Origin of the sequence: Streptomyces sp. NPDC017448 (genome assembly GCF_044330565.1) — a bacterium.
Classification (GTDB): Bacteria; Actinomycetota; Actinomycetes; order Streptomycetales; family Streptomycetaceae; genus Streptomyces.
This window is the reverse complement of record NZ_JBIRLM010000002.1, coordinates 520,557-544,624: the sequence shown is the minus strand read 5'-3', so window position 1 is coordinate 544,624 and position 24,068 is coordinate 520,557. Positions and strand designations below refer to the sequence as shown.

Here is a 24,068-nt window from a genome sequence, read left to right as displayed (position 1 = left end):
GCAGCCACGGGGGCCCCAGATGAAATTCAGCGAGGAGCGAACCGCGTGACCGCCGAAACGTCCGTGCCGTCCACCGCGATGCTGACCGGTGCAGGCGGCGACCGGGACAGCTCCAACTACACCGCGCGGCACCTCCTCGTCCTCGAGGGCCTGGAGGCGGTCCGCAAGCGCCCCGGAATGTACATCGGCTCCACCGACAGCCGCGGCCTGATGCACTGCCTCTGGGAGATCATCGACAACTCCGTCGACGAGGCCCTGGGCGGCCACTGCGACCGGATCGAGGTCATCCTCCACGACGACGCCTCCGTCGAGGTCCGGGACAACGGCCGCGGCATCCCCGTCGACGTCGAGCCCAAGACGGGCCTGTCGGGCGTCGAGGTCGTGATGACCAAGCTGCACGCGGGCGGCAAGTTCGGCGGCGGCTCCTACGCGGCCTCGGGCGGCCTCCACGGCGTCGGCGCCTCCGTGGTCAACGCCCTCTCCGCCCGGCTGGACGTCGAGGTCGACCGGAACAGCGCGACCCACTCCATCAGCTTCCGGCGCGGCGTGCCCGGCATGTTCACCGAGCAGGGGCCGGACAGCCCGTTCGATCCGGCCAACGGGCTGCGCAAGGGCAAGCGCGTCCCCAAGACCCGTACCGGTACCCGGGTGCGGTACTGGTCGGACCGGCAGATCTTCCTCAAGGACGCCAAGCTCAACCTGGAGACGCTCCACCAGCGGGCCCGCCAGACCGCCTTCCTCGTCCCCGGTCTCACGATCATCGTCCGCGACGAGCGGGGCATCGACGGGGCGGGCAAGACGGAGGAGACCTTCCGCTTCGACGGCGGCATCAGCGAGTTCTGCGAGTACCTGGCCCAGGACAAGGCCGTCTGCGACGTCCAGCGGCTCAGCGGCACGGGCACCTTCAAGGAGACCGTCCCGGTCCTCGACGACCGCGGCCACATGACCCCCACGGAGGTCACCCGCGAGCTCGGCGTCGACATCGCCCTGCGCTGGGGCACCGGCTACGAGACGACCCTCAGGTCGTTCGTGAACATCATCGCCACCCCCAAGGGCGGCACCCACGTCACCGGGTTCGAGCGCTCCCTGACCAAGACGGTCAACGAGGTCCTGCGCTCCGCCAAGATGCTCCGCGTCGCCGAGGACGACATCGTCAAGGACGACGCGCTCGAAGGGCTCACCGCCGTCGTCACCGTGCGGCTCGCCGAGCCGCAGTTCGAGGGGCAGACCAAGGAGGTGCTCGGCACCTCGGCGGCCAACCGGATCGTCGCGGCCGTGGTCGCCAAGGAGCTCAAGGCGTTCCTGACCTCCACCAAGCGCGACGCCAAGGCCCAGGCCAGGGCGGTGCTGGAGAAGGCCGTCGCCGCCGCCCGCACCCGGATCGCGGCCCGCCAGCACAAGGACGCCCAGCGCCGCAAGACCGCGCTGGAATCCTCCTCGCTGCCCGCCAAACTCGCCGACTGCCGCAGTGACGACGTCGACCGCAGCGAGCTGTTCATCGTCGAGGGGGACTCCGCGCTCGGCACCGCCAAACTGGCCCGGAACAGCGAGTTCCAGGCGCTGCTGCCGATCCGCGGCAAGATCCTCAACGTCCAGAAGTCGTCCGTCTCCGACATGCTGAAGAACGCCGAGTGCGGCGCGATCATCCAGGTCATAGGAGCCGGGTCCGGGCGGACCTTCGACATCGACGCCGCCCGCTACGGCAAGGTCATCATGATGACCGACGCCGACGTCGACGGCTCCCACATCCGCACCCTGCTGCTGACCCTCTTCCAGCGCTACATGCGCCCGATGGTCGAGGCGGGGCGGGTCTTCGCCGCGGTGCCGCCGCTGCACCGGATCGAGCTGGTCCAGCCCAAGAAGGGCCAGGACAAGTACGTGTACACCTACTCCGACCAGGAGCTGCGCCAGACCCTCCTGGAGTTCCAGCGCAAGAACGTGCGGATCAAGGAGTCGATCCAGCGCTACAAGGGCCTCGGCGAGATGGACGCCGACCAGTTGGCCGAGACGACGATGGACCCGCGCCACCGCACGCTGCGGCGCATCAACATCGGCGATCTTGAATCCTCGGAGCAGGTCTTCGACCTGCTGATGGGCAACGAGGTCGCCCCCCGCAAGGAGTTCATCACCAGCTCCGCGGCCACTCTGGACCGCTCCCGCATCGACGCCTGACGCGCACGCCCGGCCCGTACGGAACCGACCCCGCACCCCGGTCCGTACGCCCGGTTCCCCCGCCCGCCCGGCCCCCGCTCCCGTCCACCGGAGCGGGGGCCGCGTGCGCTCCCCGGGGCCGTGCGGAGGAAGCGCGCAGCCGTCCGGCCCTTCTGTCACCTGAAGGGGTGAAGTCGGGCGTATGCCGCGCCCGGCGGCTTCCCGGACCGCCCATGGTGGGCCGTGCGGCCGAAACAGGCCGGTGGATCAGGGGAGTTGTTCGGTGGAGAAGGAAGCAGGGCCGGTGACCGCCGGAGCGCGGTTCGACGACCCGTGGGACGACGTACCGGCCCCCGGCCGGGGCGAGCGGGACGGAGCGGGCGGCCCCGTGGCGCCCGGGGCGGCCGGTGGGCCGGGGAAGGAGCGGACCGCGCCGAGCGCGGCCGAGATCTACCGGGAGGTGCACGGCAGCGCCGCCTTCCGCGAAGTGCGCCGCCGCTACCGCCGCTTCGTCTTCCCCGCCGCCCTCGCCTTCCTCCTCTGGTATCTCGCCTACGTCGTCGCCGCGACCACCGCGCCCGGGCTGATGGCCCGCCCGGTCGCAGGGTCGGTCAACGTCGCGATGGCGGCCGGGCTCGGCCAGTTCCTCACCACGTTCCTGTTGACCTGGGCGTACGCACGGCACGCGCGGTTGCGCCGGGACCGGGCCGCCCTCGATCTGCGCTGGGAGACCCAGGAGATGACGCGCGGGGCCGTGCGGTGAGCGGCGACCACCAGACGCTGGCCCTCCTGCTGTTCAGCGCCTTCGTCGCGGTGACGCTGTTCATCACGACCCGGGTCGGCCGCGCCCGGCAGGGCTCCGCCGAGGAGTTCTACGCCGGCGGCCGGCTGTTCTCGCCCATGGAGAACGGATTCGCCATCGCCGGCGACTACATGTCCGCGGCCTCCTTCCTCGGGATCTCCGGGCTGATCGCCCTCTTCGGCTACGACGGCATGCTCTACTCGGTCGGCTTCCTCGTCGCCTGGCTGGTCGTCCTGCTGTTCGTCGCCGAACTCGTGCGCAACTGCGGCCGGTTCACCCTGGCCGACGTGGTCGCCGCGCGGATGGCCGAGCGCCCGGTGCGTACCGCGCTCGGCACCTCCTCCGTCGCCGTCTCCGTGCTGTACCTGGTCGCCCAGATGGTCGGCGCGGGCAGCCTGGTGGCCCTGCTGCTCGGCGGTACGAGCGACGCCGCCCGGTCCTGGACCGTCGTCGGGGTCGGCGCGCTCATGGTGATCTACGTGTCGTTCGGCGGGATGCGCGCCACCACCTGGATCCAGATCGTCAAGGCCGTCCTGCTGATGGCCGGGGCCGTGGCCCTCACCGTCCTCGTCCTGGTGCACTTCCGCGGCAACGTCGACCAGCTGCTCGACACCGCGGCCGAGCGCAGCGGCCACGGCAAGGACTTCCTCGCCCCCGGCCTGCGCTACGGCGGGGACTGGACCTCACGCCTCGACTTCATCAGCCTGGGGGTGGCCCTGGTCCTCGGCACGGCGGGGCTGCCGCACATCCTGGCGCGCTTCTACACCGTGCCCACCGCCCGCGCGGCGCGTCGCTCGGTCGTCTGGTCCATCGGCCTGATCGGCGGTTTCTACCTGATGACGATCGTGCTCGGGTTCGGCGCCGCCGCCCTCGTCGGCCCCGCGGAGGTCCGCGCCTCGAACGCGGCGGGCAACACCGCGATCCCGTTGCTGGCCCTCGATCTCGGCGGCGGCGAGGGTTCCACCGGTGGAACGATTCTCTTCGCCGTGGTCGCGGCCATCGCCTTCGCCACCATCCTGGCCGTCGTCGCGGGCATCACGCTCGCCTCGTCCGCGTCCGTCGCCCACGACCTCTACGCCTCGCTCCGCCGCCCCGGCCGCAGGAGGCACGGGGAGGTCGCCGTGGCGCGGGTCGCCGCCGCCGGGACCGGCGTCGTCGCGATCGGCCTCGGACTGCTCGCGCGGGACCTCAACGTCGCCTTCCTGGTGGGCCTCGCCTTCGCCGTCGCCGCCTCGGCCAACCTCCCGGCCCTGCTCTACACGCTGTTCTGGCGCGGCTTCACCACCCGGGGCGCGGTCTGGGCGGTGTACGGAGGGCTGGTCCCGGCGGTCGTCCTGGTGCTGGTCTCACCCGTCGTCTCGGGCAGCCCGACGTCGCTGTTCCCGGGCGTCGACTTCCAGCTCTTCCCCCTGGAGAACCCGGGCCTGGTCTCCATCCCCCTCGGCTTCCTGGCCGGCTGGATCGGTACGGTGACCTCGTCAGAGCCGCCCGACGACGCCAAGCACGCCGAGACCGAGGTCCGCGCGCTGACGGGGGCCGGGGCGGCGTAGCGCCCGCCCAGGCCCGGGCCCCGGGCCTCCCGCTGTGCCGGCCCGGGGCGGCGCCGGCCGGCGCCGTGGGGGTTCAGCCCGCCGCCCAGGCGTACCGGTGCTCCGGGCGGCCCGTCTCGCCGTACCGCAGCGTCAGCCGGACCTTGCCCGTGCGTTCCAGCAGCTTCAGATAGCGCTGCGCCGTCTGGCGGCTCATCCCCGCGCTGTCCGCGATCTCCTGGGCGGAGAGCGGACCCTCCGCGCCGCGCAGCGCCTGGCGGACCAGTTCGGCGGTGGTGGGGGAGTGGCCCTTGGGGAGGACCGGCTCGCTCGCCGCCCACAGCGCGCCGAAGAGCCGGTCCACCTCCGCCTGCTCCGCCTCGCCGCCCCCGTCGAGCGTCTGCCGCAGGGCCGCGTACGCCTCCAGCTTCGAGCGCAGACCGGCGTACGTGAAGGGCTTGACCAGGTACTGGAGCGCGCCGTGCCGCATCGCGTCCTGCACGGTCGCGACGTCCCGGGCGGCCGTCACCATGATCACGTCGGCCCGGCGGCCGAGGCGGCGCAGCTCCCGGACGACGGCGAGGCCGTTGCGGTCGGGCAGGTAGTGGTCCAGCAGGATCAGGTCCACCGGGACCTCCTCGACCGTCGCCAGCGCGGCGGCCGCCGAGTGGACCCGGGCTGCCACCCGGAACCCGGGGACCTTGGCGACGTACGCCGCGTTGATCTGCGCCACGCGGACGTCGTCGTCCACGATCAGGACCTGGATCACCACTGTTCTCCCGTCGTGGCCGGATGGGTGGAGGGCTGCCGCCCGCCCGGGGAGCCGTCCGCCCGGCGCCCGGGGGCGGGGGCCGCCGTGTCCCGCGGCTCAGGGTCGGCCAGCGCGTCCGGCAGCACCACCGTGAACAGCGCGCCGCCCCCGTCCGCGTCGGAGACCGTGACGCCGCCGCCCTGGCGCTCCGCCAGCCTCCGTACGAGGGCGAGCCCGAGGCCGCGCTTGCCGTGCGCCGGGAGGTCCTTGGTGGACCAGCCCTCCGTGAAGATCGACGCGTGCCGCTCCGGGGGCACGCCGGGGCCGCTGTCCCGCACCCCCAGCACCACCGTACGGCCCTCCGTCCGCAGCTCGACCTCGATCCGCGCCCCGTCCGATCCGGTCGCCGCGTCCGTGGCGTTGTCGACGAGGTTGCCGACCACGGTGACCAGCCCCCGGGGGTCGACGACCCGGTCCGGCAGCAGGGTGCCGGGGGCCAGCCGCAGTGCGACGCCCCGTTCGGCGGCGACCGTCGCCTTGCCGACGAGGAGGGCGGCCAGCAGCGGGTCCTGGACCTTCTCCGTGACCTGCTCGGCCGTCGCCCGGTGGACGCCCACCACCTCCGTGACGAACTCCATCGCGTCCTCGTGCATCTCCAGCTCCAGCAGCCCCAGCAGGGTGTGCAGCCGGTTCGCGTGCTCGTGGTCCTGGGCGCGCAGGGCGTCGATCAGCCCCGTGGTGGAGTCGAGTTCGCGGCCCAGGTGCTCCAGCTCGGTCCGGTCGCGCAGGGTCACCACGGCTCCGCCGTCGTCCGTGGGCATCCGGTTGGCCAGCAGCACCCTGCTGCCCCGAACCGCCAGCAGGTCGTCGCCGACCACGCGCCCGGCCAGCACGTCCGTGGTCCGGCCTTCGCCCAGCACCTCCTCCAGCGGCCGGCCCGCCGCCTCCGGGCCCAGCCCCAGCAGCCGCTGTGCCTCGTCGTTCAGCAGGCGGACCCGGCCGGCGGCGTCGAGGGCGACGACCCCTTCGCGGATGCCGTGCAGCATGGCCTCGCGCTCGGCCAGCAGCGCGGAGATGTCGGAGAACGCCAGGTCGTGGGTCTGCCGCTGCAGGCGGCGGGAGATCAGGTACGCGGCGAGCGCCCCGACGGCCAGGGCCCCGCCCGCGTACGCCAGCAGCCCCGGGATCGCCCCGAGGAGGCGGGCGCGGACGCTGTCGTACTCGATGCCGACCGAGACCGCGCCGATCACCTCGCCGGAACCGTCCACCAACGGCACCTTGCCGCGCGCGGAGCGCCCGAGGGTACCGCTGTCGATCTCCATGACCTCGCGACCGCGCAACGCCTCGCCGGGGTCGGTGGAGACGACCGCGCCGATCCGGTCCGCGGAGGGGTGCGACCAGCGCACTCCGCGCCCGTCCATGACCACGACGTACTCCGCGCCGGTCGCCCGCCTGATCCGCTCGGCGGTCGACTGGACGGGGCCCCGGTCCGACGGGTCGGTGCGGCCCAGGTCCCGTGCGATCTCCGGCTGGGCGGCGGTGGACTGGGCGATGGCGAGGGCGCGGCGCATCGCCTGGTCGTCGAGCTGGTCGCTGAGGGGCGCCAGGAACAGCCCGGTGACCAGGACCGTCACACCGGTGATGATGGCCAACTGCATCAGCAGGACCTGGGAGAAGACCCGCCGGGGCCAGCCGAACCGGCGGGGCCCCCTGCCGGGGGTCGGTGGGGCGTTCACCGTACGAACGGTAAGGGCCGGGCGGCCGGGGTGGAAATCCGTCCGCCCCGCACCGGTGCGGGAGGGGCCGGGTGGGGCTGCGCGACCGGGGCCGCGTACGGCGGCGGAGGCCGGGGCACGCGTGCGGCCGAGGACCGCGGCGTACGGCGAGGGGCCGGCTCGGCCGTACGACCGGGGCCGGGCACGGCTCCCGGCTCCCTCGCCGGGGGCGCCGGGCACGCGGGCCCGGTCAGGAGCGGCCGGGCGCCTCTACGCGGTGGGCAGCGGCTGCGGGGGGCGGGGCCCCGTGTACTGCCCGCTCGGCCTGATGCGGAGCGGGCGCTCCCCGTACTCCTCCAGCGCGTGGGCGATCCAGCCCGCCGTCCGGGCCACCGCGAACACGGTCTCGCCCGCCTCCGCCGCCATCCCCCGGGAGACCGACAGGACGGCCAGCGCCAGGTCGACGTTGGCGTGCAGCGGGGTGTGCCGTGCCGTCGTGGCCACCACCTCGCGGGCCGCCGCCAGCGCCTCCGCCGCCTGCGGCACCTGTGCCAGCAGGTCGAACAGGAGCGTCGCCCGCGGGTCCTCGCCCCGGTAGAGCCGGTGGCCCAGCCCCGGCACCCGCCGCCCGGTCCGCAGGTGGTCGGCGACCACGGGTACCGCGCTGCCCCGGTCCACCGCCTCCTGGAGCATCCGGTGCGCCAGGCCGCTCGCCGCACCGTGCAGCGGCCCTTCCAGCACGCCGAGGCCCGCCGAGACGACGGCGTACGGGTGGGCCCGTGCGGAGGCGGCGACCCGGGCGGCCAGCGTGGAGGCCGCCAGGTCGTGGTCGATCAGGAGGGCCAGGGCCGCGTCCAGCACCGCGAGGGAAGGGGCGTCGGCCGGCTCGGCCGTCAGCCGTGACCACAGCTCCCGCGCCAGGGAGCTCCCCTCGGGCGCGGGGTTGCCGAGCGTCGGCAAGGCTCCCACCAGGGTCGGGATCAGGCCCCGGGCGCTGTTCAGGACCGCCTCGGACGACAGGTCGAACCGCAGCGCGTCGGTGGCCGCGGCGGCGGTCACCGCGACCCTCAGCCGGTCCGTGGAGCCGCTGTGCGCGGGCAGCGCGTCGACCGTCCGGCGGGCCGCCGCGAGGGGCCCGGCGGGGGCGGTGAACCGCGCGCCCGGACGCTGTTCGCCCGTCCACAGCCACTCGGCGACCTCCTCGTAGCCGTACCGCCGCGCCAGCTCCGTCGCATCGACCCCGCGGAAGTAGCAGCGGTCGCCCTCGATGAGCGTGATGCCGGTGCGGAAGACGAGGTCGCCCCCGGCGGAGGAGGGGTCCCGCCGTCCCGACCGCCGGGCCAGCGCCCGTACCTCGTCGGCGTCGAACGTGCTGCCCCGTCCTCCGGGGGTCCGAGCGCTGCTCAGCTGGCCCCGGCTGACGTAGGCGTACACCGTCTCCGGCTTCACGCCCAGCAGCTCGGCCGCCTCCCGGGTGGTGAGCCGGGGAGCGGCGTGCGGGGCGGCCTCTGGTTGATCCGTCATGGGACCACCGTATCCACTGGTTCTTACATTGATCCAATCAATATTGACAGATCATTCGTCAAGCATGGACAGTCGAATCAATGTTTCATGCACGGAAGAGGGAGCAGCCATGACCACCACCCCCGACGCCCCCGCCGTCCCCCGCGGTCTCTCCGGTGTCGTCGTCACCGACACCGAACTCGGCGATGTACGCGGCCGCGAGGGCTTCTACCACTACCGCCGGTACTCGGCGATCGAGCTGGCGGAGACCCGGAGCTTCGAGGACGTCTGGTACCTGATGGTCCACGGCGAACTCCCCGGCCGGGCGGCCGCCGCCGACTTCGCCGCCCGCACGGCCGCACTGCGCACCCTGCCCGCCGAGGTGCGCGAGGCCCTCCCCGGCATCGCCCGCGCCGGCACCCCCTCCGGCCCGCTCGCCGGGCTGCGTACCGCGCTCTCCCTGCTCGGCGCCTCGGCGGGTTTCCGTCCGGTGTACGACATCGACGCCGGACGGCGACGCGAGGACGCGCTCGCCGCCTGCGCGGCCGTGCCCACGATCCTGACGGCCCTGCACCGCCTCGGTCAGGGACGGGAGCCGGTCGAACCGCGCGAGGACCTGCCGCACGCCGCGAACTACCTGTACATGCTGACCGGCTCCGAACCCGGCCCCGACCAGGTCCGGGCGATCGAGCGGTACCTGGTCTCGACCATCGACCACGGCTTCAACGCCTCCACCTTCACCGCCCGGGTCGTCGCCTCCACCGGGGCCGATCTGGCCGCCTGCCTGGTCGCGGCGGTGGGCGCGCTCTCCGGACCGCTGCACGGCGGAGCGCCCAGCCGGGCCCTGGACACCCTGGACGCCATCGGCACCCCCGACCGCATCGACGGCTGGATCCGCGAACAGGTTCTCTCCGGCCGCCGCATCATGGGCTTCGGCCACCCCGTCTACCGCACCGAGGACCCGCGCTCCCGCATGCTCAAGTCCCTCGCGCAGGGCTTCGGCGGCCCGCTCGTCGACTTCGCCGTCGAGGTGGAGGCCCAGGTCGAGGCCATCCTCGCCGAACTCAAGCCGGGCCGGGAGCTGCACACCAACGTGGAGTTCTACGCCGGGGTGGTGATGGAGCTGTGCGGGCTGCCGCGCGCGATGTTCACCCCCACCTTCTGTGCGGCGCGGGTGATCGGCTGGAGCGCCAATATCCTGGAGCAGGCGGAGGACTCGAAGATCATCCGCCCGGCGGCCCGCTACGTCGGCGCACCCCCGCCGCAGCCGGTACCGGCACCCTGACGACGCCCCCCCAGGAAGGCCCCCGTTGACCCCGCCCCGCACCCCGCAGATCCCGGTCGTCGTCCTGGCGGGCTTCCTCGGCTCAGGCAAGACCACGCTCCTGAACCACCTGCTCCGCAACCGGGCGGGCACCCGGATCGGGGTGATCGTCAACGACTTCGGGGCCATCGAGATCGACGCCATGACCGTCTCGGGCCAGGTCGGCTCCACGGTCTCGCTCGGCAACGGCTGCCTCTGCTGCGCCGTGGACGCGAGCGAACTCGACTCCTTCCTGGAGACGCTGACCCGGCCCTCCGCCCGGCTGGACGTGATCGTCATCGAGGCGAGCGGCCTCGCCGAGCCGCAGGAGCTGGTGCGCATGCTGCTGGCCAGCGACGACCCGCACATTCTGTACGGGGGGCTCGTCGAGGTCGTCGACGCGGCGGAGTTCGACGCCACCCGTGAGCGGCATCCCGAGCTCGACCGCCATCTCGCCGTCGCCGACCTCGTCGTCCTGAACAAGACGGACCGGGTGGGGGAGGACGAGCGGGAACGGCTGCGGGCGACGGTCGCGGAGCTGAGCGGTCCGGCCGCCGTGATCTCCGCCGTGCACGGCCGGATCGACCCGGAGCTGCTCTTCGACCCCGCCCTGCGGCCGGACGACGGTGAGATGGCCGGTCAGCTGAGCTTCGAGGACCTGCTCCGGGAGGAGGACGAGGGGTGCGACGGGCACGCGGGGTGCGACGGGCACGGCCACCACGGGGAAGGGCGTGACCGCCATCTCCACGCGGCGTACGAGAGCGTCGAATTCACCTCGGACGTGCCGCTCGACCCCCGCCGCTTCATGGCGTTCCTGGACTCCCGGCCCGAGGGCCTGTACCGGATCAAGGGGTTCGTCGACTTCGGCGCGGGGGACCGGGACAACGCCTACGCGCTGCACGCGGTCGGCCGCTTCCTGCGCTTCGTCCCCCGGCCGTGGGCGCGCGGCGAGCAGCGCCTCACCCAGCTCGTCATGATCGGCGCCGGAATCGACGCGGCGGCGCTGCGGGCGGGGCTCGCCGCCTGCCGCTCGCAGGAACGCGCGCCCGGGGGGCCGGTCGGGGATCCCGCCGCCGTCGAGCGCGCCATGTGGGGCGTACTCCGGTACGTACCCCGGGCCGGGGAAGAGGAGGAGGCCGAGGAGGTACCGGAAGAACGCGGCGGGCCGCGGGAAGCGGACGCGGAGGCGTAACGCCCCGGCCCGCTCCCCGCCGCACCGCCGTACGCCCGCCGCACCGCCGTACGCCCGCGGCGGGGCCGTATGCGGCGGGGCCTACAGCGGCGGGCCCGCGATCACGGCCACCTTCTCCAGCAGCGGCGTGCCCGAACCGTCCCGCCTCGGGTCCGGCTCCGGCAGCTTCGCCGGGGCGCCGTTCTTCTGCGCGGCCCGTGCCGGGGCCGCGCCCGCCCAGGCGAAGACCAGGACGTCCTCGCCCTTCAGGAACCGCTGGCAGCGCACCCCGCCGGTGGCCCGGCCCTTGCGCGGATACTGGTCGAACGGAGTGAGCTTGGACGTCAGCACCGAGTCGTCCAGCGTGCCGTGCGAACCGGCCACCGTGAACACGATCGCCTCGGACGCCGGGTCCACCGCCGTGAAGGACAGCACCTCGGCCCCCGCCGTCAGCTTGACGCCCGCCATGCCTCCGGCGGGGCGGCCCTGCGGACGCACCGAAGCCGCCGGATAGCGGAGCAACTGGGCGTCGGAGGTGATGAACACCAGGTCCTCCTCGCCCGTGCGCAGCTCGGTCGCCCCGACGATCCGGTCACCGTCCTTGAGGGTGATGACCTCCAACTCGTCCTTGTTGGCCGGGTAGTCCGGCACCACGCGCTTCACCACGCCCTGCAGGGTGCCGATCGCGAGGCCCGGCGAGGACTCGTCCAGGGTGGTGAGGCAGATCAGCTCCTCGTCCGCCTCCAGCGTGAGGAACTCGGAGATCTGGGCCCCGCCCGAGAGGTTCGGCTCGGCGTGGGTGTCCGGGAGCTGCGGCAGGTCGATCACCGAGAGCCGCAGCAGCCGGCCCTTGGACGTCACCGCTCCGACGTCGCCGCGGGCCGTCGCCGCCACCGCCGACACGATCACGTCGTGCTTGGTCCGCCGGGCGTCCTCGGAGGCCTCGACCGGCTCCGCGTTGGCCGTACGGGCCAGCAGCCCGGTGGAGGAGAGCAGCACCCGGCACGGGTCGTCCGCCACCTCCAGCGGCACGGACGCGATCTGCGAACCCGCCGACTCCAGCAGCACCGTGCGCCGGTCCGTGCCGAACTTCTTCGCCACGGCGGCCAGCTCGGTGGAGACCAGCTTGCGCAGCTCCGTGTCCGACTCCAGGATCGCGGTCAGCGCCTCGATCTCGGAGGTGAGCTTGTCCCGCTCGGCCTCCAGCTCGATCCGGTCGAACCGGGTGAGCCGGCGCAGCGGCGTGTCCAGGATGTACTGGGTCTGGATCTCGCTCAGCGAGAAGTGCGCCATCAGACGCTCCTTCGCCTGCGCCGAGTTGTCGCTGTCCCGGATGATCCGGATGACCTCGTCGATGTCGAGGAGCGCGACGAGCAGGCCCTCGACCAGGTGCAGCCGGTCGCGCCGCTTGGTGCGGCGGAACTCGCTGCGCCGCCGCACGACCTCGAAGCGGTGGTCGAGGTAGACCTGCAGCAGCTCCTTGAGGCCCAGGGTGAGGGGCTGGCCGTCGACCAGCGCCACGTTGTTGATGCCGAAGGACTCCTCCATCGGCGTCAGCTTGTAGAGCTGTTCCAGCACCGCTTCCGGGACGAAGCCGTTCTTCACCTCGATGACCAGCCGCAGGCCGTGCGCCCGGTCGGTGAGGTCCTTGACGTCGGCGATGCCCTGGAGCTTCTTCGCCGAGACCAGGTCCTTGATCTTGGAGATCACCTTCTCCGGGCCGACGGCGAAGGGGAGTTCGGTGACGACGAGGCCCTTGCGGCGGGCCGTCACGTTCTCCACGGCGACGGTGGCGCGGATCTTGAACGTGCCGCGGCCCGCCGTGTACGCGTCCTTGATGCCGGAGAGGCCGACGATACGGCCGCCGGTGGGCAGGTCGGGGCCGGGAACGAAGCGCATCAGCGTCTCGACGTCGGCGCCCGGGTGCTTGATCAGGTGCCGGGCGGCGGCGATGACCTCGCCCAGATTGTGCGGGGGCATGTTGGTGGCCATGCCCACGGCGATCCCGGACACGCCGTTGACCAGGAGGTTGGGGTAGGCGGCCGGGAGGACGACCGGCTCGCGCTCCTGGCCGTCGTAGTTCGACTGGAAATCGACGGTGTCCTCGTCGATCGCCTCGGTCATCAGCGAGGTGGCGTCGGCCATCCGGCACTCGGTGTACCGCATGGCGGCCGGCGGGTCGTCGTTGCCGAGCGAACCGAAGTTGCCGTGGCCGTCGACCAGGGGCAGCCGCATCGAGAAGGGCTGCGCCATCCGCACGAGCGCGTCGTAGATCGAGGCGTCGCCGTGGGGGTGCAGCTTGCCCATCACCTCGCCGACGACGCGGGCGCACTTCACGTAGCCGCGGTCGGGGCGCAGTCCCATCTCGTTCATCTGGGACACGATGCGGCGGTGCACCGGCTTCATGCCGTCGCGGGCGTCGGGCAGGGCCCTGGAGTAGATCACCGAGTACGCGTACTCGAGGAAGGAGCCCTGCATTTCGTCGACGACGTCGATGTCGAGGATCTTCTCCTCGAAGTCGTCCGGCGGCGGGGTCTTCGTGCTACGGCGGGCCATCGCGGCTGCGACTCCTTCACGGATTCTGTTCGGGCGACCTGAGCTTGTTCGGTGCGACACGAGCTGCTGACGCGCTCCATTGTGGACCTCCGGACTGACAACGCCGACCTCGACCCGTCCGAAGCGGCCGGGGCGGGCCGCCCGCGGGGGCGTCCGCGACACCATCGACGGAAACATCCGCGGAACGGGAACTTCGCCAGGCACCGGTGCGCTTGCTTAGAGTGGCAGGTCTGGCAGGAAGACCAGCATCGCGATCGAAGGGACGTACATGCCCATGGGTCACACGGCCACCGCACAGGCCGGCTCCGGCGGCTTGACAGCGACCGAGCACCGCCTGGCCAACGGCCTGCGTGTGGTGCTCTCCGAGGACCATCTGACCCCGGTCGCCGCGGTCTGCCTCTGGTACGACGTCGGCTCACGCCACGAGGTCGAGGGCCGCACCGGCCTGGCTCACCTCTTCGAGCACCTGATGTTCCAGGGCTCGGGCCAGGTCAAGGGGAACGGCCACTTCGAGCTGGTCCAGGGGGCCGGCGGCTCGCTCAACGGGACCACCAGCTTCGAGCGGACCAACTACTTCGAGACCATGCCCACCCACCAGCTGGAGCTCGCGCTCTGGCTGGAGGCCGACCGCATGGGCTCCCTCCTCGACGCCCTCGACGAGGAGTCCATGGAGAACCAGCGCGACGTCGTCAAGAACGAGCGGCGCCAGCGCTACGACAACGTGCCCTACGGCACCGCGTTCGAGCGGCTGACCGCCCTCTCCTACCCCGAGGGCCACCCTTACCACCACACCCCGATCGGCTCCATGGCCGACCTGGACGCGGCCACGCTGGAGGACGCCCGCGCGTTCTTCCGTACGTACTACGCGCCCAACAACGCGGTGCTCTCGGTGGTCGGCGACATCGACCCCGAGCAGACCCTCGCCTGGATCGAGAAGTACTTCGGCTCCATCCCCTCCCACGACGGCAAGCAGCCGCCGCGCGACGGGACGCTGCCCGAGACCATCGGCGAGGAGCGGCGCGAGGTGGTCACCGCCGAGGTCCCCGCCCGCGCCCTGATGGCCGCCTACCGCCTGCCCCACGACGGCACCCGCGCCTGCGACGCCGCCGATCTGGCGCTCACGGTGCTGGGCAGCGGCGAGTCCTCCCGGCTGCACAACCGCTTGGTCCGCCGCGACCGCACGGCGGTGGCGGCGGGCTTCGGACTGCTGCGGCTCGCCGGCGCCCCCTCGCTCGGCTGGCTGGACGTGAAGACGTCCGGCGGCGCGGAGGTGGCGCAGATCGAGGCCGCCGTGGACGAGGAGCTGGCCCGGTTCGCCGCCGAGGGCCCGACCCCGGAGGAGATGGAGCGGGCCCAGGCGCAGCTGGAGCGCGAGTGGCTGGACCGGCTCGGCACGGTCGCCGGCCGCGCCGACGAACTGTGCCGTTACGCCGTCCTGTTCGGCGACCCCCAGCTCGCCCTGACCGCCGTCGGCCGGGTCCTGGACGTCACCGCCGAGGAGGTGCGCGCGGCGGCCGCGGCGGCCCTGCGCCCCGACAACCGGGCCGTGCTGGTCTACGAGCCCGTCGAGCCGGCCGGGGAGGCCGACGCCGAGCAGGCCGACGAGGGCACCGACGACGCGCACGAGGGGGCGGCCAAGTGAGCGACGCCGCCGTGACTGGAGTAGCCATGGAGTTCCACCCGCAGCCCACCCCCGGCACGGCCCGCCCCTGGGCCTTCCCGGCCCCCGAGCGCGGCGCGCTCCCCAACGGGCTGACCGTGCTGCGCTGCCACCGCCCCGGCCAGCAGGTCGTCGCGGTGGAGATCTTCCTGGACGCGCCGCTGGAGGCCGAGCCCGAGGGCCTGGACGGCGTGGCCACGATCATGTCGCGGGCGCTCTCGGAGGGCACCGACAAGCACAGCGCCGAGGAGTTCGCCGCCGAGCTGGAGCGCTGCGGCGCCACGCTCGACGCGCACGCGGACCACCCCGGCGTCCGGGTCTCCCTGGAGGTCCCGGCCTCCCGGCTGGCCAAGGCCCTCGGGCTGGTCGCCGAGGCGCTGCGGGCCCCGGCCTTCGCCGAGAGCGAGATCGAGCGCCTCGTCGGCAACCGGCTCGACGAGATCCCGCACGAGCGGGCCAACCCGTCCCGGCGCGCCGCCAAGCAGCTCTCCAAGGAGCTGTTCCCGGCCACCTCCCGGATGTCCCGGCCGCGGCTGGGCACCGAGGAGACGGTCCGGCGGATCGACGCGGCCGCCGTGCGCGCCTTCTTCGACGCGCACGTCCGCCCGTCCACCGCCACGGCCGTCATCGTCGGCGACCTCACCGGCATCGATCTGGACGCGCTGCTCGCGGAGACCCTCGGAGACTGGACGGGCAACGCCGGACAGACCCGCCCGGTGCCGCCGATCACCGCGGACGACACCGCCCGCGTGGTCATCGTGGACCGCCCCGGCGCGGTCCAGACCCAGCTGCTCATCGGCCGGATCGGCGCCGACCGGCACGAGCGCGTCTGGCCCGCCCAGGTGCTCGGCACCTACTGCCTGGGCGGCACCCTCACCTCCCGGCTGGACCGGGTGCTGCGCGAGGAGAAGGGCTACACCTACGGGGTGCGCGCCTTCGCCCAGGTGCTGCGCTCCTCCGGCCCCGACTCGGGCGGCGCCGCCATGCTCGCGATCAGCGGCTCGGTGGACACGGAGTCCACCGGACCGGCGCTGGAGGACCTCTGGAAGGTCCTGCGGACGCTGGCCGCCGAGGGGCTGACCGACGCCGAGCGCGAGACGGCCGTGCAGAACCTGGTGGGCGTCGCCCCGCTGAAGTTCGAGACCGCCGCCTCCGTCGCGAGCACGCTGGCCGACCAGGTCGAGCAGCACCTCCCCGACGACTACCAGGCCCACCTCTACGCCCGGCTCGCCGAGACCGGCACCGTGGAGGCGACCGCCGCCGTGGTCAACGCGTTCCCGGTCGACCGGCTCGTCACCGTCCTCGTGGGGGACGCGGCGCAGATCGAGGAGCCCGTGAAGGCGCTCGGCATCGGCGAGGTGTCGGTCGTCGCCGGCTGACGCCTCCTGCGGCGCACCGCCGTGAACTGGACCCCGACGGAAGGCACTTCGTCGGGGTCCATGCCTTTTGTCCCTTTGTTTAGCTTCAGGCGCTTTCAGGATGATATGTGGCTGTCTGGCCTGTGGGATGCGTGACACATCCGCCGCACCGTTTGGCGCGGGGGAGCCCGCCCGCCTAGCGTCGGCTCGGCTGTCCGCCACCTTTGTGCCGCGTCCGTGGCGCCGGGCAGCCATCGCCGAGTCCCCGTCAGGCGCGAGCCTGGGGAGCCGGGGACCCATCGCAGTCCCTGGGGTGAATCGGAGGCCCGAGCCGTGAACCGGTACGGGACTCCGTAGGAGACCTTCCTGCTCCGAACCCGTCAGCTAACCCGGTAGGCGAGAAGGAAGGAAAGGAACAGCCCCTCCATGGCGTTCACCCGTGCCACCGGGAAGCACCGTGCCCCGAGCCGTCTCACGCGCCGGAGCGTCCGGGCCGCCGGCATCGCGACCCTGGCCACCACCGGCGTCATCGGCTCGCTGTCCACTCCGGCGCTCGCCGCGGACACCGAGGCCGCCAAGGTCACCGAGACCGGTCTCTCCCAGGCCGTCGAGCTCAACGCCACGCTCGCGGACCGGATCGACGCGCAGGCCGACGCCCAGAAGAGGCAGGCCGACGAGGCCGCCCGGGCGAAGGCCCGGGCCGCCGCCGAGGCCAAGGCGAAGGCGGAGGCCGAGCGCAAGGCCGAGGCCCGCGCCAAGGAGGTCCGCGCGGAGAAGGCCCGCGCCGCCCGTGCCGCCGAGCGCGCCCGCCTCAACGCCTTCCACCTCCCGGTCGCCGGATCCCACGTCACCACCGGCTACAAGAGCGGCGGTTCGCTCTGGTCGTCCGGCAGCCACTCCGGCGTGGACTTCATGGCCGCCTCCGGCAGCTCCGTCGTCGCGGTCGGCGCCGGTACGGTCGTCGAGGCCGGCTGGGGCGGCGCCTACGGCAACAACATCGTGCTCCGGATGGCGGACGGCACGTACACCCAGTACGGCCACCTCTCCTCGATCGGCGTCTCCGTCGGCCAGAGCGTCTCCTCCGGCCAGCAGATCGGCCTCTCCGGCTCCACCGGCAACTCCACCGGCCCGCACCTGCACTTCGAGGCCCGCACCACCCCCGACTACGGCTCCGACATGGACCCGGTCGGCTATCTGCGCTCCCACGGCGTGAACGTCTGACGCCTTTCCGCGCGATCCCTCCCGAAGGCCCCGGCGTGCGCCGGGGCCTTCGGCCATTCCGCCCCGAAGGCGTCAAAGACATCTCTGCATTCCGGATCGCCATCGGAAATTCCGGCGGATTGCCCTAGAGTCGCGGAACAGACGTCGGACGGCCGCGTTTTGCGGGGATCGAGACGGAGGTTCGGACATGCGCATTCCCGCGCATTCGGTATGCAGGGCCCTGCGTGACGACATCGTCTCCGGTGTCCACGCCCCCGGAAGCCGCCTCACCGAGGAGCTGCTGGCCCGCCGTCACGGAGTCTCCCGCGTCCCGGTCCGCGAAGCCCTGCGCACGCTGGAGTCCGAGGGTTTCGTGGTCATCCGCAGACATGCCGGCGCCTGTGTCGCCGAGCTCGACGCGCAGGAGGCGGCCGACCTCCTGGAGATGCGGACGCTCCTGGAGCCGCTGAGCGCGGCACGCGCCGCCCGCCGCCGTACGGAGGCTCATCTCAAGGTGCTGCGGGGCCTGGTCAGGCTGGGACAGGAGCGGGCCGGACGGGGTGAGGGCGAGGACGTGCGCGCCCTGGGCGGCTGGTTCCACGAGACCCTCGCCCAGGCGTCCGGCAGCCCCGGCCTCATCGCGCTGCTCACCCAGCTCCGCTACAAGATCGCCTGGATGTACACGGTCGACCGGCCGGACCGCCCGGTCGATTACTGGGTCGAGCGCGGGGCGATCGTGGACGCCGTGGCGCGGGGCGACGCGGAGCGGGCGAGGGCCCTCGGCGCCCGGCACGCCGAACGCGTCGCCGGGACCCACCGACTGCGCCACCCGCCTCTCCCGGGTCGCCGCACCCCGCCCGCCCGCGTGAGCGCTTCGCAACACGGCGTAAACACCGCAGAAATCCGCCGTTGACAGGGAATGCGTATAAAGGGAGAAGAGAAAGAGGGAAAGAGCTTCGTGTTGCCCGCCCTTCCGGATTTTTTGACCCGACGCCTTTCCCCGCGCGCGAAAGAGCCGTGATCCCCTCAGGGGATCACGGCTCTTTCGCGCATCCGTGTCCGACCGAAAGGCGCGGCCGGGAAAAAAGGGTCAGACGGTCTCGGGAAGCTCTTCCAGCCCCTCGGCGACCAGCTTCGCCAGCCGGTCCAGCGCGGCTTCGGAACCGTCTGCGTCGGAGGCGAGCACGATCTCCTCGCCGCCCTGCGCGCCCAGGCCCAGCACGGCGAGCATGGAGGCGGCGTTCACCGGGTTGCCGTCGGCCTTGGCGATCGTCACGGGGACGCCGGACGCCGTGGCGGCCCGGACGAAGATGGAAGCGGGGCGGGCGTGCAGGCCCTCGGCCCAACCGACGTTTACGCGGCGCTCAGCCATGGTTCTGCCCTTCACATATCAACGGTTGTCTAGACCAGTCTCTCATGCAGTGCGTGGTGCTGTGCCCGGCCGCCTCCTGTCCGGCCGGGGCTCCGGACGCCCCGGTTCGGGGCTCCTCAGACTGCCCCGGCGCCGGAGCCCCCGCGACCGGGGCCCCCGCCGTAGGCTTTGCGCATGGAGCCCATGCCCGAGCAGAGTCCGCATCACGCGTACCCCGACCACTGGGAAGCGGACGTGGTGCTCCGCGACGGCGGCACCGCGCGCATCAGGCCGATCACCACGGACGACGCCGAGCGACTGGTCAGCTTCTACGAGCAGGTGTCCGACGAGTCGAAGTACTACCGCTTCTTCGCCCCGTACCCCCGGCTATCCGACCGTGACGTGCACCGCTTCACCCATCACGACTACGTCGACCGGGTGGGGCTGGCGGTCACGATCGGCGGCGAGTTCATCGGAACGGTCCGCTACGACCGCATCGACGACCGGGGCCGCCCCGCCTCCGCCCCCGCCGACGAGGCCGAGGTCGCCTTCCTCGTCCAGGACGCCCATCAGGGGCGGGGCGTCGCCTCGGCGTTGCTCGAACACATCGCCGCGGTCGCCCGGGAGCGCGGCATCCGGCGGTTCGCCGCCGAGGTGCTCCCCGCCAACAACAAGATGATCAAGGTGTTCCGGGACGCCGGCTACACCCAGCGCCGCAGTTTCGAGGACGGCTCCGTCCACCTCACCCTCGACCTCGAACCCACCGAGAAGTCCCTCGCCGTCCAGCGCGGCCGCGAACAGCGCGCCGAGGCCCGATCGGTGCAGCGCCTCCTCGCCCCCGGCTCCGTCGCCGTCATCGGCACCGGCCGCGCCCCCGGCGGGGTGGGACGCACGATCCTGCGCAACCTCCTCGCCGCCGGGTACACCGGCCGCGCCTACGCGGTGAACCACGCCTTCGACGGGGGCCCGGCCACGCTCGACGGTGTCCCCGCCCACCGCTCGCTCGGCGAGATCGGGGAGCAGGTCGACCTCGCGGTCATCGCCGTTCCGGCCCACCGGGTTCCCGAGGCCGTCGCCGACTGCGGTGAGCACGGCGTCCAGGGGCTGGTCGTCGTCTCCGCCGGATACGCCGAGCGGGGCGCCGAGGGCCGTGAGCTCCAGCGGGAACTGGTCCGCCAGGCACGCTCGTACGGCATGCGGATCATCGGCCCCAACGCCTTCGGCATCATCAACACCGCCGAGGCCGTCCGGCTGAACGCCTCGCTCGCCCCCGAACCGCCCGCACGCGGCCGGATCGGCCTCTTCACCCAGTCCGGCGCGATCGGCATCGCCCTGCTCTCCGGCCTCCACCGGCGCGGCGCGGGCCTGTCCTCGTTCATCTCGGCGGGCAACCGGGCCGACGTCTCCGGCAACGACTTCCTCCAGTACTCCTTCGAGGACCCGGACACCGACGTCGCCCTGCTCTACCTCGAATCCCTCGGCAACCCCCGCAAGTTCACCCGTCTCGCCCGCCGGACCGCCGCCGTCAAGCCCGTCGTCGTGGTGAAGGGCGCCCGGCACAGCGGAACCAACCCGCCCGGCCACACCGTCCCGGTCAGCCGTATCCCCGACGCCACGGTCTCCGCGCTGATGCGCCAGGCCGGCGTCATCCGGGTCGACACCGTGACCGAGATGGTCGACGCCGGCATCCTGCTGGCCGGCCAGCCCCTCCCGTCCGGCCCCCGGGTCGCCATCCTCGGCAACTCCGAGTCCCTCGGCCTCCTGACGTACGACGCCTGCCTCGCCGAGGGGCTGCGCCCGCGCCCGCCGATCGACCTCACCACCGCCGCCTCCCCGCAGGACTTCCGGGACGCGCTGGCCGAGGCGCTCGCGGACGCCACCTGCGACGCCGTGATCGTCACCGCCATTCCGCGGGTGGGGGAGGACGGAGAGGCGGAGACCGGCGACGGGCAGGTGCTGGCCGCCGCCCTGCACACGGCCGTGGCCGGGGGCTCGGCCAAGCCGGTGGCCGTCGTCCACGTCGAGCTGGGCGGTCTCGCCGAGGCGCTGGCCGCCGCCAGCAGCACGGCCGCCCCGCACCACCGGCCCGCCGCGCCCCGGACCGCGCCCCCGGAAGCGGCCACCGACCGGGCAGGGGCCCAGCCGCCCCCCGGGACGGCCGGCCTCGACGCGTCGACCGCCCGCCGCACAGCGACCGCGGCCCGGACGGCGACAGGCGCCCCGGCCACGCCCCCGGCGTCCTCCTCCGCCCCGGGAGTACCGGCCCCCGAACCCGGCCCCCTGCCCCGCCCAGGCCGCATCCCCGCCTACCCCGCCGCCGAACGCGCCGTACGGGCCCTGGCGGAGGCCGTGAAGTACGCCCAGTGGCGACGGCAGGCGGCCGTGCCCGGCAAGGTCCCCGAGCTCCTCGACGACACCATCGACGAGGCGGGGGCCGCTGCCCTGATCGAGGCCCGCCTGGCCGCCGCCCCCGACCCGCGGGGCCACCGGCTCGGCCCTGACGAGGCCCGTGAACTCCTCGGCCGCTACGGCATCGGCGTACGCCCCACGCTGCCCGCCCCCGACCCCGACGCGGCCGTCGCCGCCGCCGCCCGGCTCGGCTACCCCGTCGCCCTCAAGACCACCGCGCCCCATCTGCGCCACCGCGCCGACCTCGGTGGGGTCCGCCTCGACATCGCGGACGAGGACGCGCTGCGCCGGGCGTACGGAGACCTCACCGGCCTCCTCGGCAAACCCGCCGAACTGCTCCCCGTCGTCCAGGCGATGGCCCCGCGCGGCGTGGACACGGTCGTCCGCGCCTCCATCGACGCGGCCGCCGGGGCCGTCCTCTCCTTCGGCCTCGCGGGCGCCCCCTCCGAACTGCTCGGCGACACCGCGCACCGGCTGGTCCCCGTCACCGACCGCGACGCCGCCGAGCTGATCCGGTCCATCAGGGCGGCCCCGGTGCTGTTCGGCTGGCGCGGTGCGGCCCCGGTCGACACGGCCGCCCTGGAAGAGCTGCTGCTGCGGCTCTCCCGACTGGTCGACGACCACCCGGAAGTGGTCTCCGTCGCACTCGAACCGGTCGTCGTCGCCCCGTACGGGCTGACCGTGCTCGGCGCGGCCGTCCGGCTCGCCCCGCCGCCCGCCCGCAGCGACCTGGGCCCCCGGCGCCTTCCGAATTACTGACCGCGGGTGGCCGCCGGGGCGTCCCCGGCAGCCACCGGCCCGCCGTAGGATGGTGCACATGGCAAAGACCGGTACGACGACCCAGGGGCTGCGCGCGGCGATCGAGCGCAGCGGCTACTACCCGGCCCTCGTGGCCGAGGCGGTGGAGGCCGCCGTCGGCGGGGAGCCGGTCGCCTCGTACCTGGTGCACCAGGAGACCACGTTCGACTCCAACGAGGTCCGCCGCCACGTCACGGTCCTCGTCCTGACCGAGCACCGGTTCATCGTCAGCCACACCGACGAGCAGGCCGCCGACACCAGCTCCCCGACGCCGTACGCCACCACCTCCACCGAATCGGTCAAGCTGGAGCGGATCTCCTCCGTCGTGGTCAGCCGCGTGGTCGCCAACCCGGAGAAGTACGTCCCGGGCACCCTGCCCCGCGAGGTCGTGCTCACCATCGGCTGGGGCGCGGTCTCCCGCATCGACCTGGAGCCCGCCGCCTGCGGCGACACCGACTGCGACGCCGACCACGGCTACACCGGCAGCTCCACCGCCGACGACCTGAGCCTGCGGGTCAGCGAGGCCGGCGACGGCCCCGACACCGTGCGCCAGACCCTCGCCTTCGCCCAGTCGCTCTCCGAGGCCACGGCCGCCACCGCGGCGGCCGGCCGCTGATGGCGCAGCCCGCCTGGCAGGACCCCGTTCCGCTGGCCCTCGACACCGCACCCGTGCCCGAGTACGGCAGCGGTTCGCTCGCCGACCTGCTGCCGACGCTCGTCGCCGGGCAGGAGGTGCCGGGGTTCACCGCCGCGATCCCCGAGCTGACCCCGGCCGACCGGAACTGCGTCTTCCTGATCGACGGCCTCGGCTGGGAGCAGATCAAGGCCCACCCGGACGAGGCGCCCTTCCTGCACTCCCTCCTCCCCACCTCGCGCGGCGGCACCGGGCGTCCGCTCACCGCGGGCTTCCCCTCCACCACCGCGACCTCGCTCGCCTCGGTGGGCACGGGGCTGCCGCCCGGCGAACACGGCCTGCCCGGCTACACCGTGCGCGACCCGGGGACCGGCGCGCTGATGAACCAGCTCCGGTGGAAGCCGTGGACCGAGCCGAAGGTCTGGCAGCCCCACCCCACGGTCTTCCAGCTCGCGGACGCCGCCGGGGTGCGCACCGCGCAGGTCTCCGCGCCGATGTTCGAGCAGACCCCGCTGACCAAGGTCGCGCTCAGCGGCGGCTCCTTCCTCGGCCGGCTCTCCGGCGAGGAGCGCATGGACGTCGCCGCCCAGCGGCTGGCCGCCGGGGACCGCTCGCTCGTCTACACGTACTACAGCGAGGTCGACGGCAAGGGCCACCGCTTCGGCACCGACTCCGACGCCTGGCGCGGCCAGCTGATGTACGTCGACGGGCTCGCCCGGCGGCTCGCGGAGCAGCTTCCGCCGCGCTCGGCGCTCTACATCACCGCCGACCACGGCATGATCGACATCCCGTTCGACGAGCGGTCCCGGATCGACTTCGACGAGGACTGGGAGCTGAGCGCGGGCGTCGCCCTGCTCGGCGGCGAGGGCCGCGCCCGCCACGTCTACGCGGTGCCGGGCGCCCAGGCCGACGTGCTGGCCGTCTGGCGCGAGGTGCTCGGCGAGCAGTTCTGGGTGGCGAGCCGCGAGGAGGCCGTCGCCGCCGGCTGGTTCGGGCCGGTGATCGACGAGCGGGTCCACGGCCGGATCGGCGACGTGGTCGCCGCCGCCCACGACGACGTGATCATCACGGCCTCCGTCAACGAACCCCACGAGTCCGCGATGGCCGGGGTGCACGGCTCCCTGACCCCCGTGGAACAGCTCGTCCCCCTCCTCGAAGTACGCTCGTAACCCTCCCG

The 24,068-nt window shown here is 73.3% G+C and carries 17 protein-coding genes and 1 riboswitch; of the genes, 12 read left to right on the top strand and 5 right to left on the bottom strand.

Translation table 11 applies throughout. The features are described from left to right. The first annotated feature begins 45 nt into the window (after positions 1 to 45). From ACH4K1_RS07020 to ACH4K1_RS07010, 3 genes are all read left to right on the top strand, one after another. Positions 46 to 2,172 (top strand): type IIA DNA topoisomerase subunit B, encoded by a 2,127-nt coding sequence (locus tag ACH4K1_RS07020; protein WP_398087337.1) that lies wholly within the window; start codon positions 46 to 48, stop codon positions 2,170 to 2,172. 262 nt (positions 2,173 to 2,434) lie between these two features. Continuing rightward, positions 2,435 to 2,914, top strand: coding sequence for a DUF485 domain-containing protein (locus ACH4K1_RS07015; protein ID WP_398087335.1), 480 nt, complete (start codon positions 2,435 to 2,437; stop codon positions 2,912 to 2,914). Then, the gene (locus ACH4K1_RS07010) at positions 2,911 to 4,503 is read left to right on the top strand and encodes a cation acetate symporter (protein ID WP_398087334.1); all 1,593 of its coding nucleotides are present in this window, start codon (positions 2,911 to 2,913) and stop codon (positions 4,501 to 4,503) included. Before ACH4K1_RS07015 ends, ACH4K1_RS07010 begins: the two co-directional genes overlap by 4 nt. Positions 4,504 to 4,576: 73 nt before the next feature. Here ACH4K1_RS07010 and ACH4K1_RS07005 read toward each other — a convergent pair whose 3' ends face one another. The 3 genes from ACH4K1_RS07005 to ACH4K1_RS06995 form a co-directional block, all read right to left on the bottom strand. Then, the gene (locus ACH4K1_RS07005) at positions 4,577 to 5,251 is read right to left on the bottom strand and encodes a response regulator (RefSeq protein ID WP_398087470.1); all 675 of its coding nucleotides are present in this window, start codon (positions 5,249 to 5,251) and stop codon (positions 4,577 to 4,579) included. Further along, positions 5,248 to 6,969, bottom strand: coding sequence for an ATP-binding protein (locus ACH4K1_RS07000; RefSeq protein WP_398087332.1), 1,722 nt, complete (start codon positions 6,967 to 6,969; stop codon positions 5,248 to 5,250). Before ACH4K1_RS07000 ends, ACH4K1_RS07005 begins: the two co-directional genes overlap by 4 nt. A gap of 249 nt (positions 6,970 to 7,218) precedes the next feature. Continuing rightward, positions 7,219 to 8,472, bottom strand: a complete 1,254-nt coding sequence (locus tag ACH4K1_RS06995) for a citrate/2-methylcitrate synthase (protein ID WP_398087330.1) — start codon at positions 8,470 to 8,472, stop codon at positions 7,219 to 7,221. Positions 8,473 to 8,581: 109 nt separating this feature from the next. On the opposite strand from ACH4K1_RS06995, the gene ACH4K1_RS06990 reads away from it, so the two are divergent. Together ACH4K1_RS06990 and ACH4K1_RS06985 are read left to right on the top strand one after the other, a co-directional pair. Continuing rightward, positions 8,582 to 9,736: a citrate synthase/methylcitrate synthase gene (locus ACH4K1_RS06990; RefSeq protein ID WP_398087328.1), complete on the top strand. Its 1,155-nt coding sequence runs from the start codon at positions 8,582 to 8,584 to the stop codon at positions 9,734 to 9,736. A 25-nt stretch (positions 9,737 to 9,761) separates the two neighbouring features. Beyond that, complete coding sequence (locus ACH4K1_RS06985) at positions 9,762 to 10,946, top strand: CobW family GTP-binding protein (protein ID WP_398087326.1); 1,185 nt, start codon at positions 9,762 to 9,764, stop codon at positions 10,944 to 10,946. 81 nt (positions 10,947 to 11,027) lie between these two features. Here ACH4K1_RS06985 and ACH4K1_RS06980 read toward each other — a convergent pair whose 3' ends face one another. Continuing rightward, positions 11,028 to 13,481 (bottom strand): DNA topoisomerase (ATP-hydrolyzing) subunit A, encoded by a 2,454-nt coding sequence (locus ACH4K1_RS06980; RefSeq protein ID WP_398087325.1) that lies wholly within the window; start codon positions 13,479 to 13,481, stop codon positions 11,028 to 11,030. Positions 13,482 to 13,749: 268 nt separating this feature from the next. Between ACH4K1_RS06980 and ACH4K1_RS06975 the strand changes: the two genes are divergently transcribed. The 4 genes from ACH4K1_RS06975 (at position 13,750) to ACH4K1_RS06960 (ending at position 18,612) form a co-directional block, all read left to right on the top strand. Continuing rightward, complete coding sequence (locus ACH4K1_RS06975) at positions 13,750 to 15,123, top strand: M16 family metallopeptidase (RefSeq protein ID WP_398087323.1); 1,374 nt, start codon at positions 13,750 to 13,752, stop codon at positions 15,121 to 15,123. A gap of 26 nt (positions 15,124 to 15,149) precedes the next feature. Then, entirely contained in the window at positions 15,150 to 16,520 is a 1,371-nt protein-coding gene (locus tag ACH4K1_RS06970; RefSeq protein WP_398087468.1) for a M16 family metallopeptidase, read from the top strand. 224 nt (positions 16,521 to 16,744) lie between these two features. After that, positions 16,745 to 16,912: riboswitch (cyclic di-AMP (ydaO/yuaA leader) on the top strand. A gap of 13 nt (positions 16,913 to 16,925) precedes the next feature. After that, positions 16,926 to 17,720, top strand: coding sequence for a M23 family metallopeptidase (locus tag ACH4K1_RS06965; protein WP_228988699.1), 795 nt, complete (start codon positions 16,926 to 16,928; stop codon positions 17,718 to 17,720). Between the two features lie 187 nt (positions 17,721 to 17,907). Further along, complete coding sequence (locus ACH4K1_RS06960; protein WP_398087322.1) at positions 17,908 to 18,612, top strand: GntR family transcriptional regulator; 705 nt, start codon at positions 17,908 to 17,910, stop codon at positions 18,610 to 18,612. Positions 18,613 to 18,789: 177 nt separating this feature from the next. On the opposite strand, the gene ACH4K1_RS06955 is transcribed toward ACH4K1_RS06960, so the two are convergent. After that, on the bottom strand, positions 18,790 to 19,071 hold the full coding sequence (locus tag ACH4K1_RS06955) for an HPr family phosphocarrier protein (protein ID WP_228988701.1): 282 nt from the start codon (positions 19,069 to 19,071) through the stop codon (positions 18,790 to 18,792). Between the two features lie 174 nt (positions 19,072 to 19,245). On the opposite strand from ACH4K1_RS06955, the gene ACH4K1_RS06950 reads away from it, so the two are divergent. From ACH4K1_RS06950 to ACH4K1_RS06940, 3 genes are read left to right on the top strand one after another with little or no spacing between them, the layout of a single operon-like run. Continuing rightward, the gene (locus ACH4K1_RS06950) at positions 19,246 to 22,218 is read left to right on the top strand and encodes a GNAT family N-acetyltransferase (RefSeq protein WP_398087319.1); all 2,973 of its coding nucleotides are present in this window, start codon (positions 19,246 to 19,248) and stop codon (positions 22,216 to 22,218) included. A 58-nt stretch (positions 22,219 to 22,276) separates the two neighbouring features. Beyond that, positions 22,277 to 22,873, top strand: coding sequence for a DUF5998 family protein (locus ACH4K1_RS06945; protein ID WP_228988703.1), 597 nt, complete (start codon positions 22,277 to 22,279; stop codon positions 22,871 to 22,873). Next, positions 22,873 to 24,060 carry an alkaline phosphatase family protein gene (locus tag ACH4K1_RS06940; protein WP_398087318.1) on the top strand — a complete coding sequence of 396 codons (1,188 nt, stop codon included), beginning with the start codon at positions 22,873 to 22,875 and terminating at the stop codon, positions 24,058 to 24,060. Before ACH4K1_RS06945 ends, ACH4K1_RS06940 begins: the two co-directional genes overlap by 1 nt. The last annotated feature ends 8 nt before the right edge of the window (positions 24,061 to 24,068 follow it).

Bases quoted from the DNA above. Each gene is read 5' to 3' on its own strand.
- ACH4K1_RS06995 (WP_398087330.1), bottom strand. From the start codon at position 8,472: ATGACGGATCAACCAGAGGCCGCCCCGCACGCCGCTCCCCGGCTCACC.
- ACH4K1_RS06990 (WP_398087328.1), top strand. From the start codon at position 8,582: ATGACCACCACCCCCGACGCCCCCGCCGTCCCCCGCGGTCTCTCCGGT.
- ACH4K1_RS06980 (WP_398087325.1), bottom strand. From the start codon at position 13,481: ATGGCCCGCCGTAGCACGAAGACCCCGCCGCCGGACGACTTCGAGGAG.
- ACH4K1_RS06975 (WP_398087323.1), top strand. From the start codon at position 13,750: ATGCCCATGGGTCACACGGCCACCGCACAGGCCGGCTCCGGCGGCTTG.
- ACH4K1_RS06970 (WP_398087468.1), top strand. From the start codon at position 15,150: ATGGAGTTCCACCCGCAGCCCACCCCCGGCACGGCCCGCCCCTGGGCC.
- ACH4K1_RS06965 (WP_228988699.1), top strand. From the start codon at position 16,926: ATGGCGTTCACCCGTGCCACCGGGAAGCACCGTGCCCCGAGCCGTCTC.
- ACH4K1_RS06960 (WP_398087322.1), top strand. From the start codon at position 17,908: ATGCGCATTCCCGCGCATTCGGTATGCAGGGCCCTGCGTGACGACATC.
- ACH4K1_RS06955 (WP_228988701.1), bottom strand. From the start codon at position 19,071: ATGGCTGAGCGCCGCGTAAACGTCGGTTGGGCCGAGGGCCTGCACGCC.
- ACH4K1_RS06950 (WP_398087319.1), top strand. From the start codon at position 19,246: ATGGAGCCCATGCCCGAGCAGAGTCCGCATCACGCGTACCCCGACCAC.
- ACH4K1_RS06945 (WP_228988703.1), top strand. From the start codon at position 22,277: ATGGCAAAGACCGGTACGACGACCCAGGGGCTGCGCGCGGCGATCGAG.
- ACH4K1_RS06940 (WP_398087318.1), top strand. From the start codon at position 22,873: ATGGCGCAGCCCGCCTGGCAGGACCCCGTTCCGCTGGCCCTCGACACC.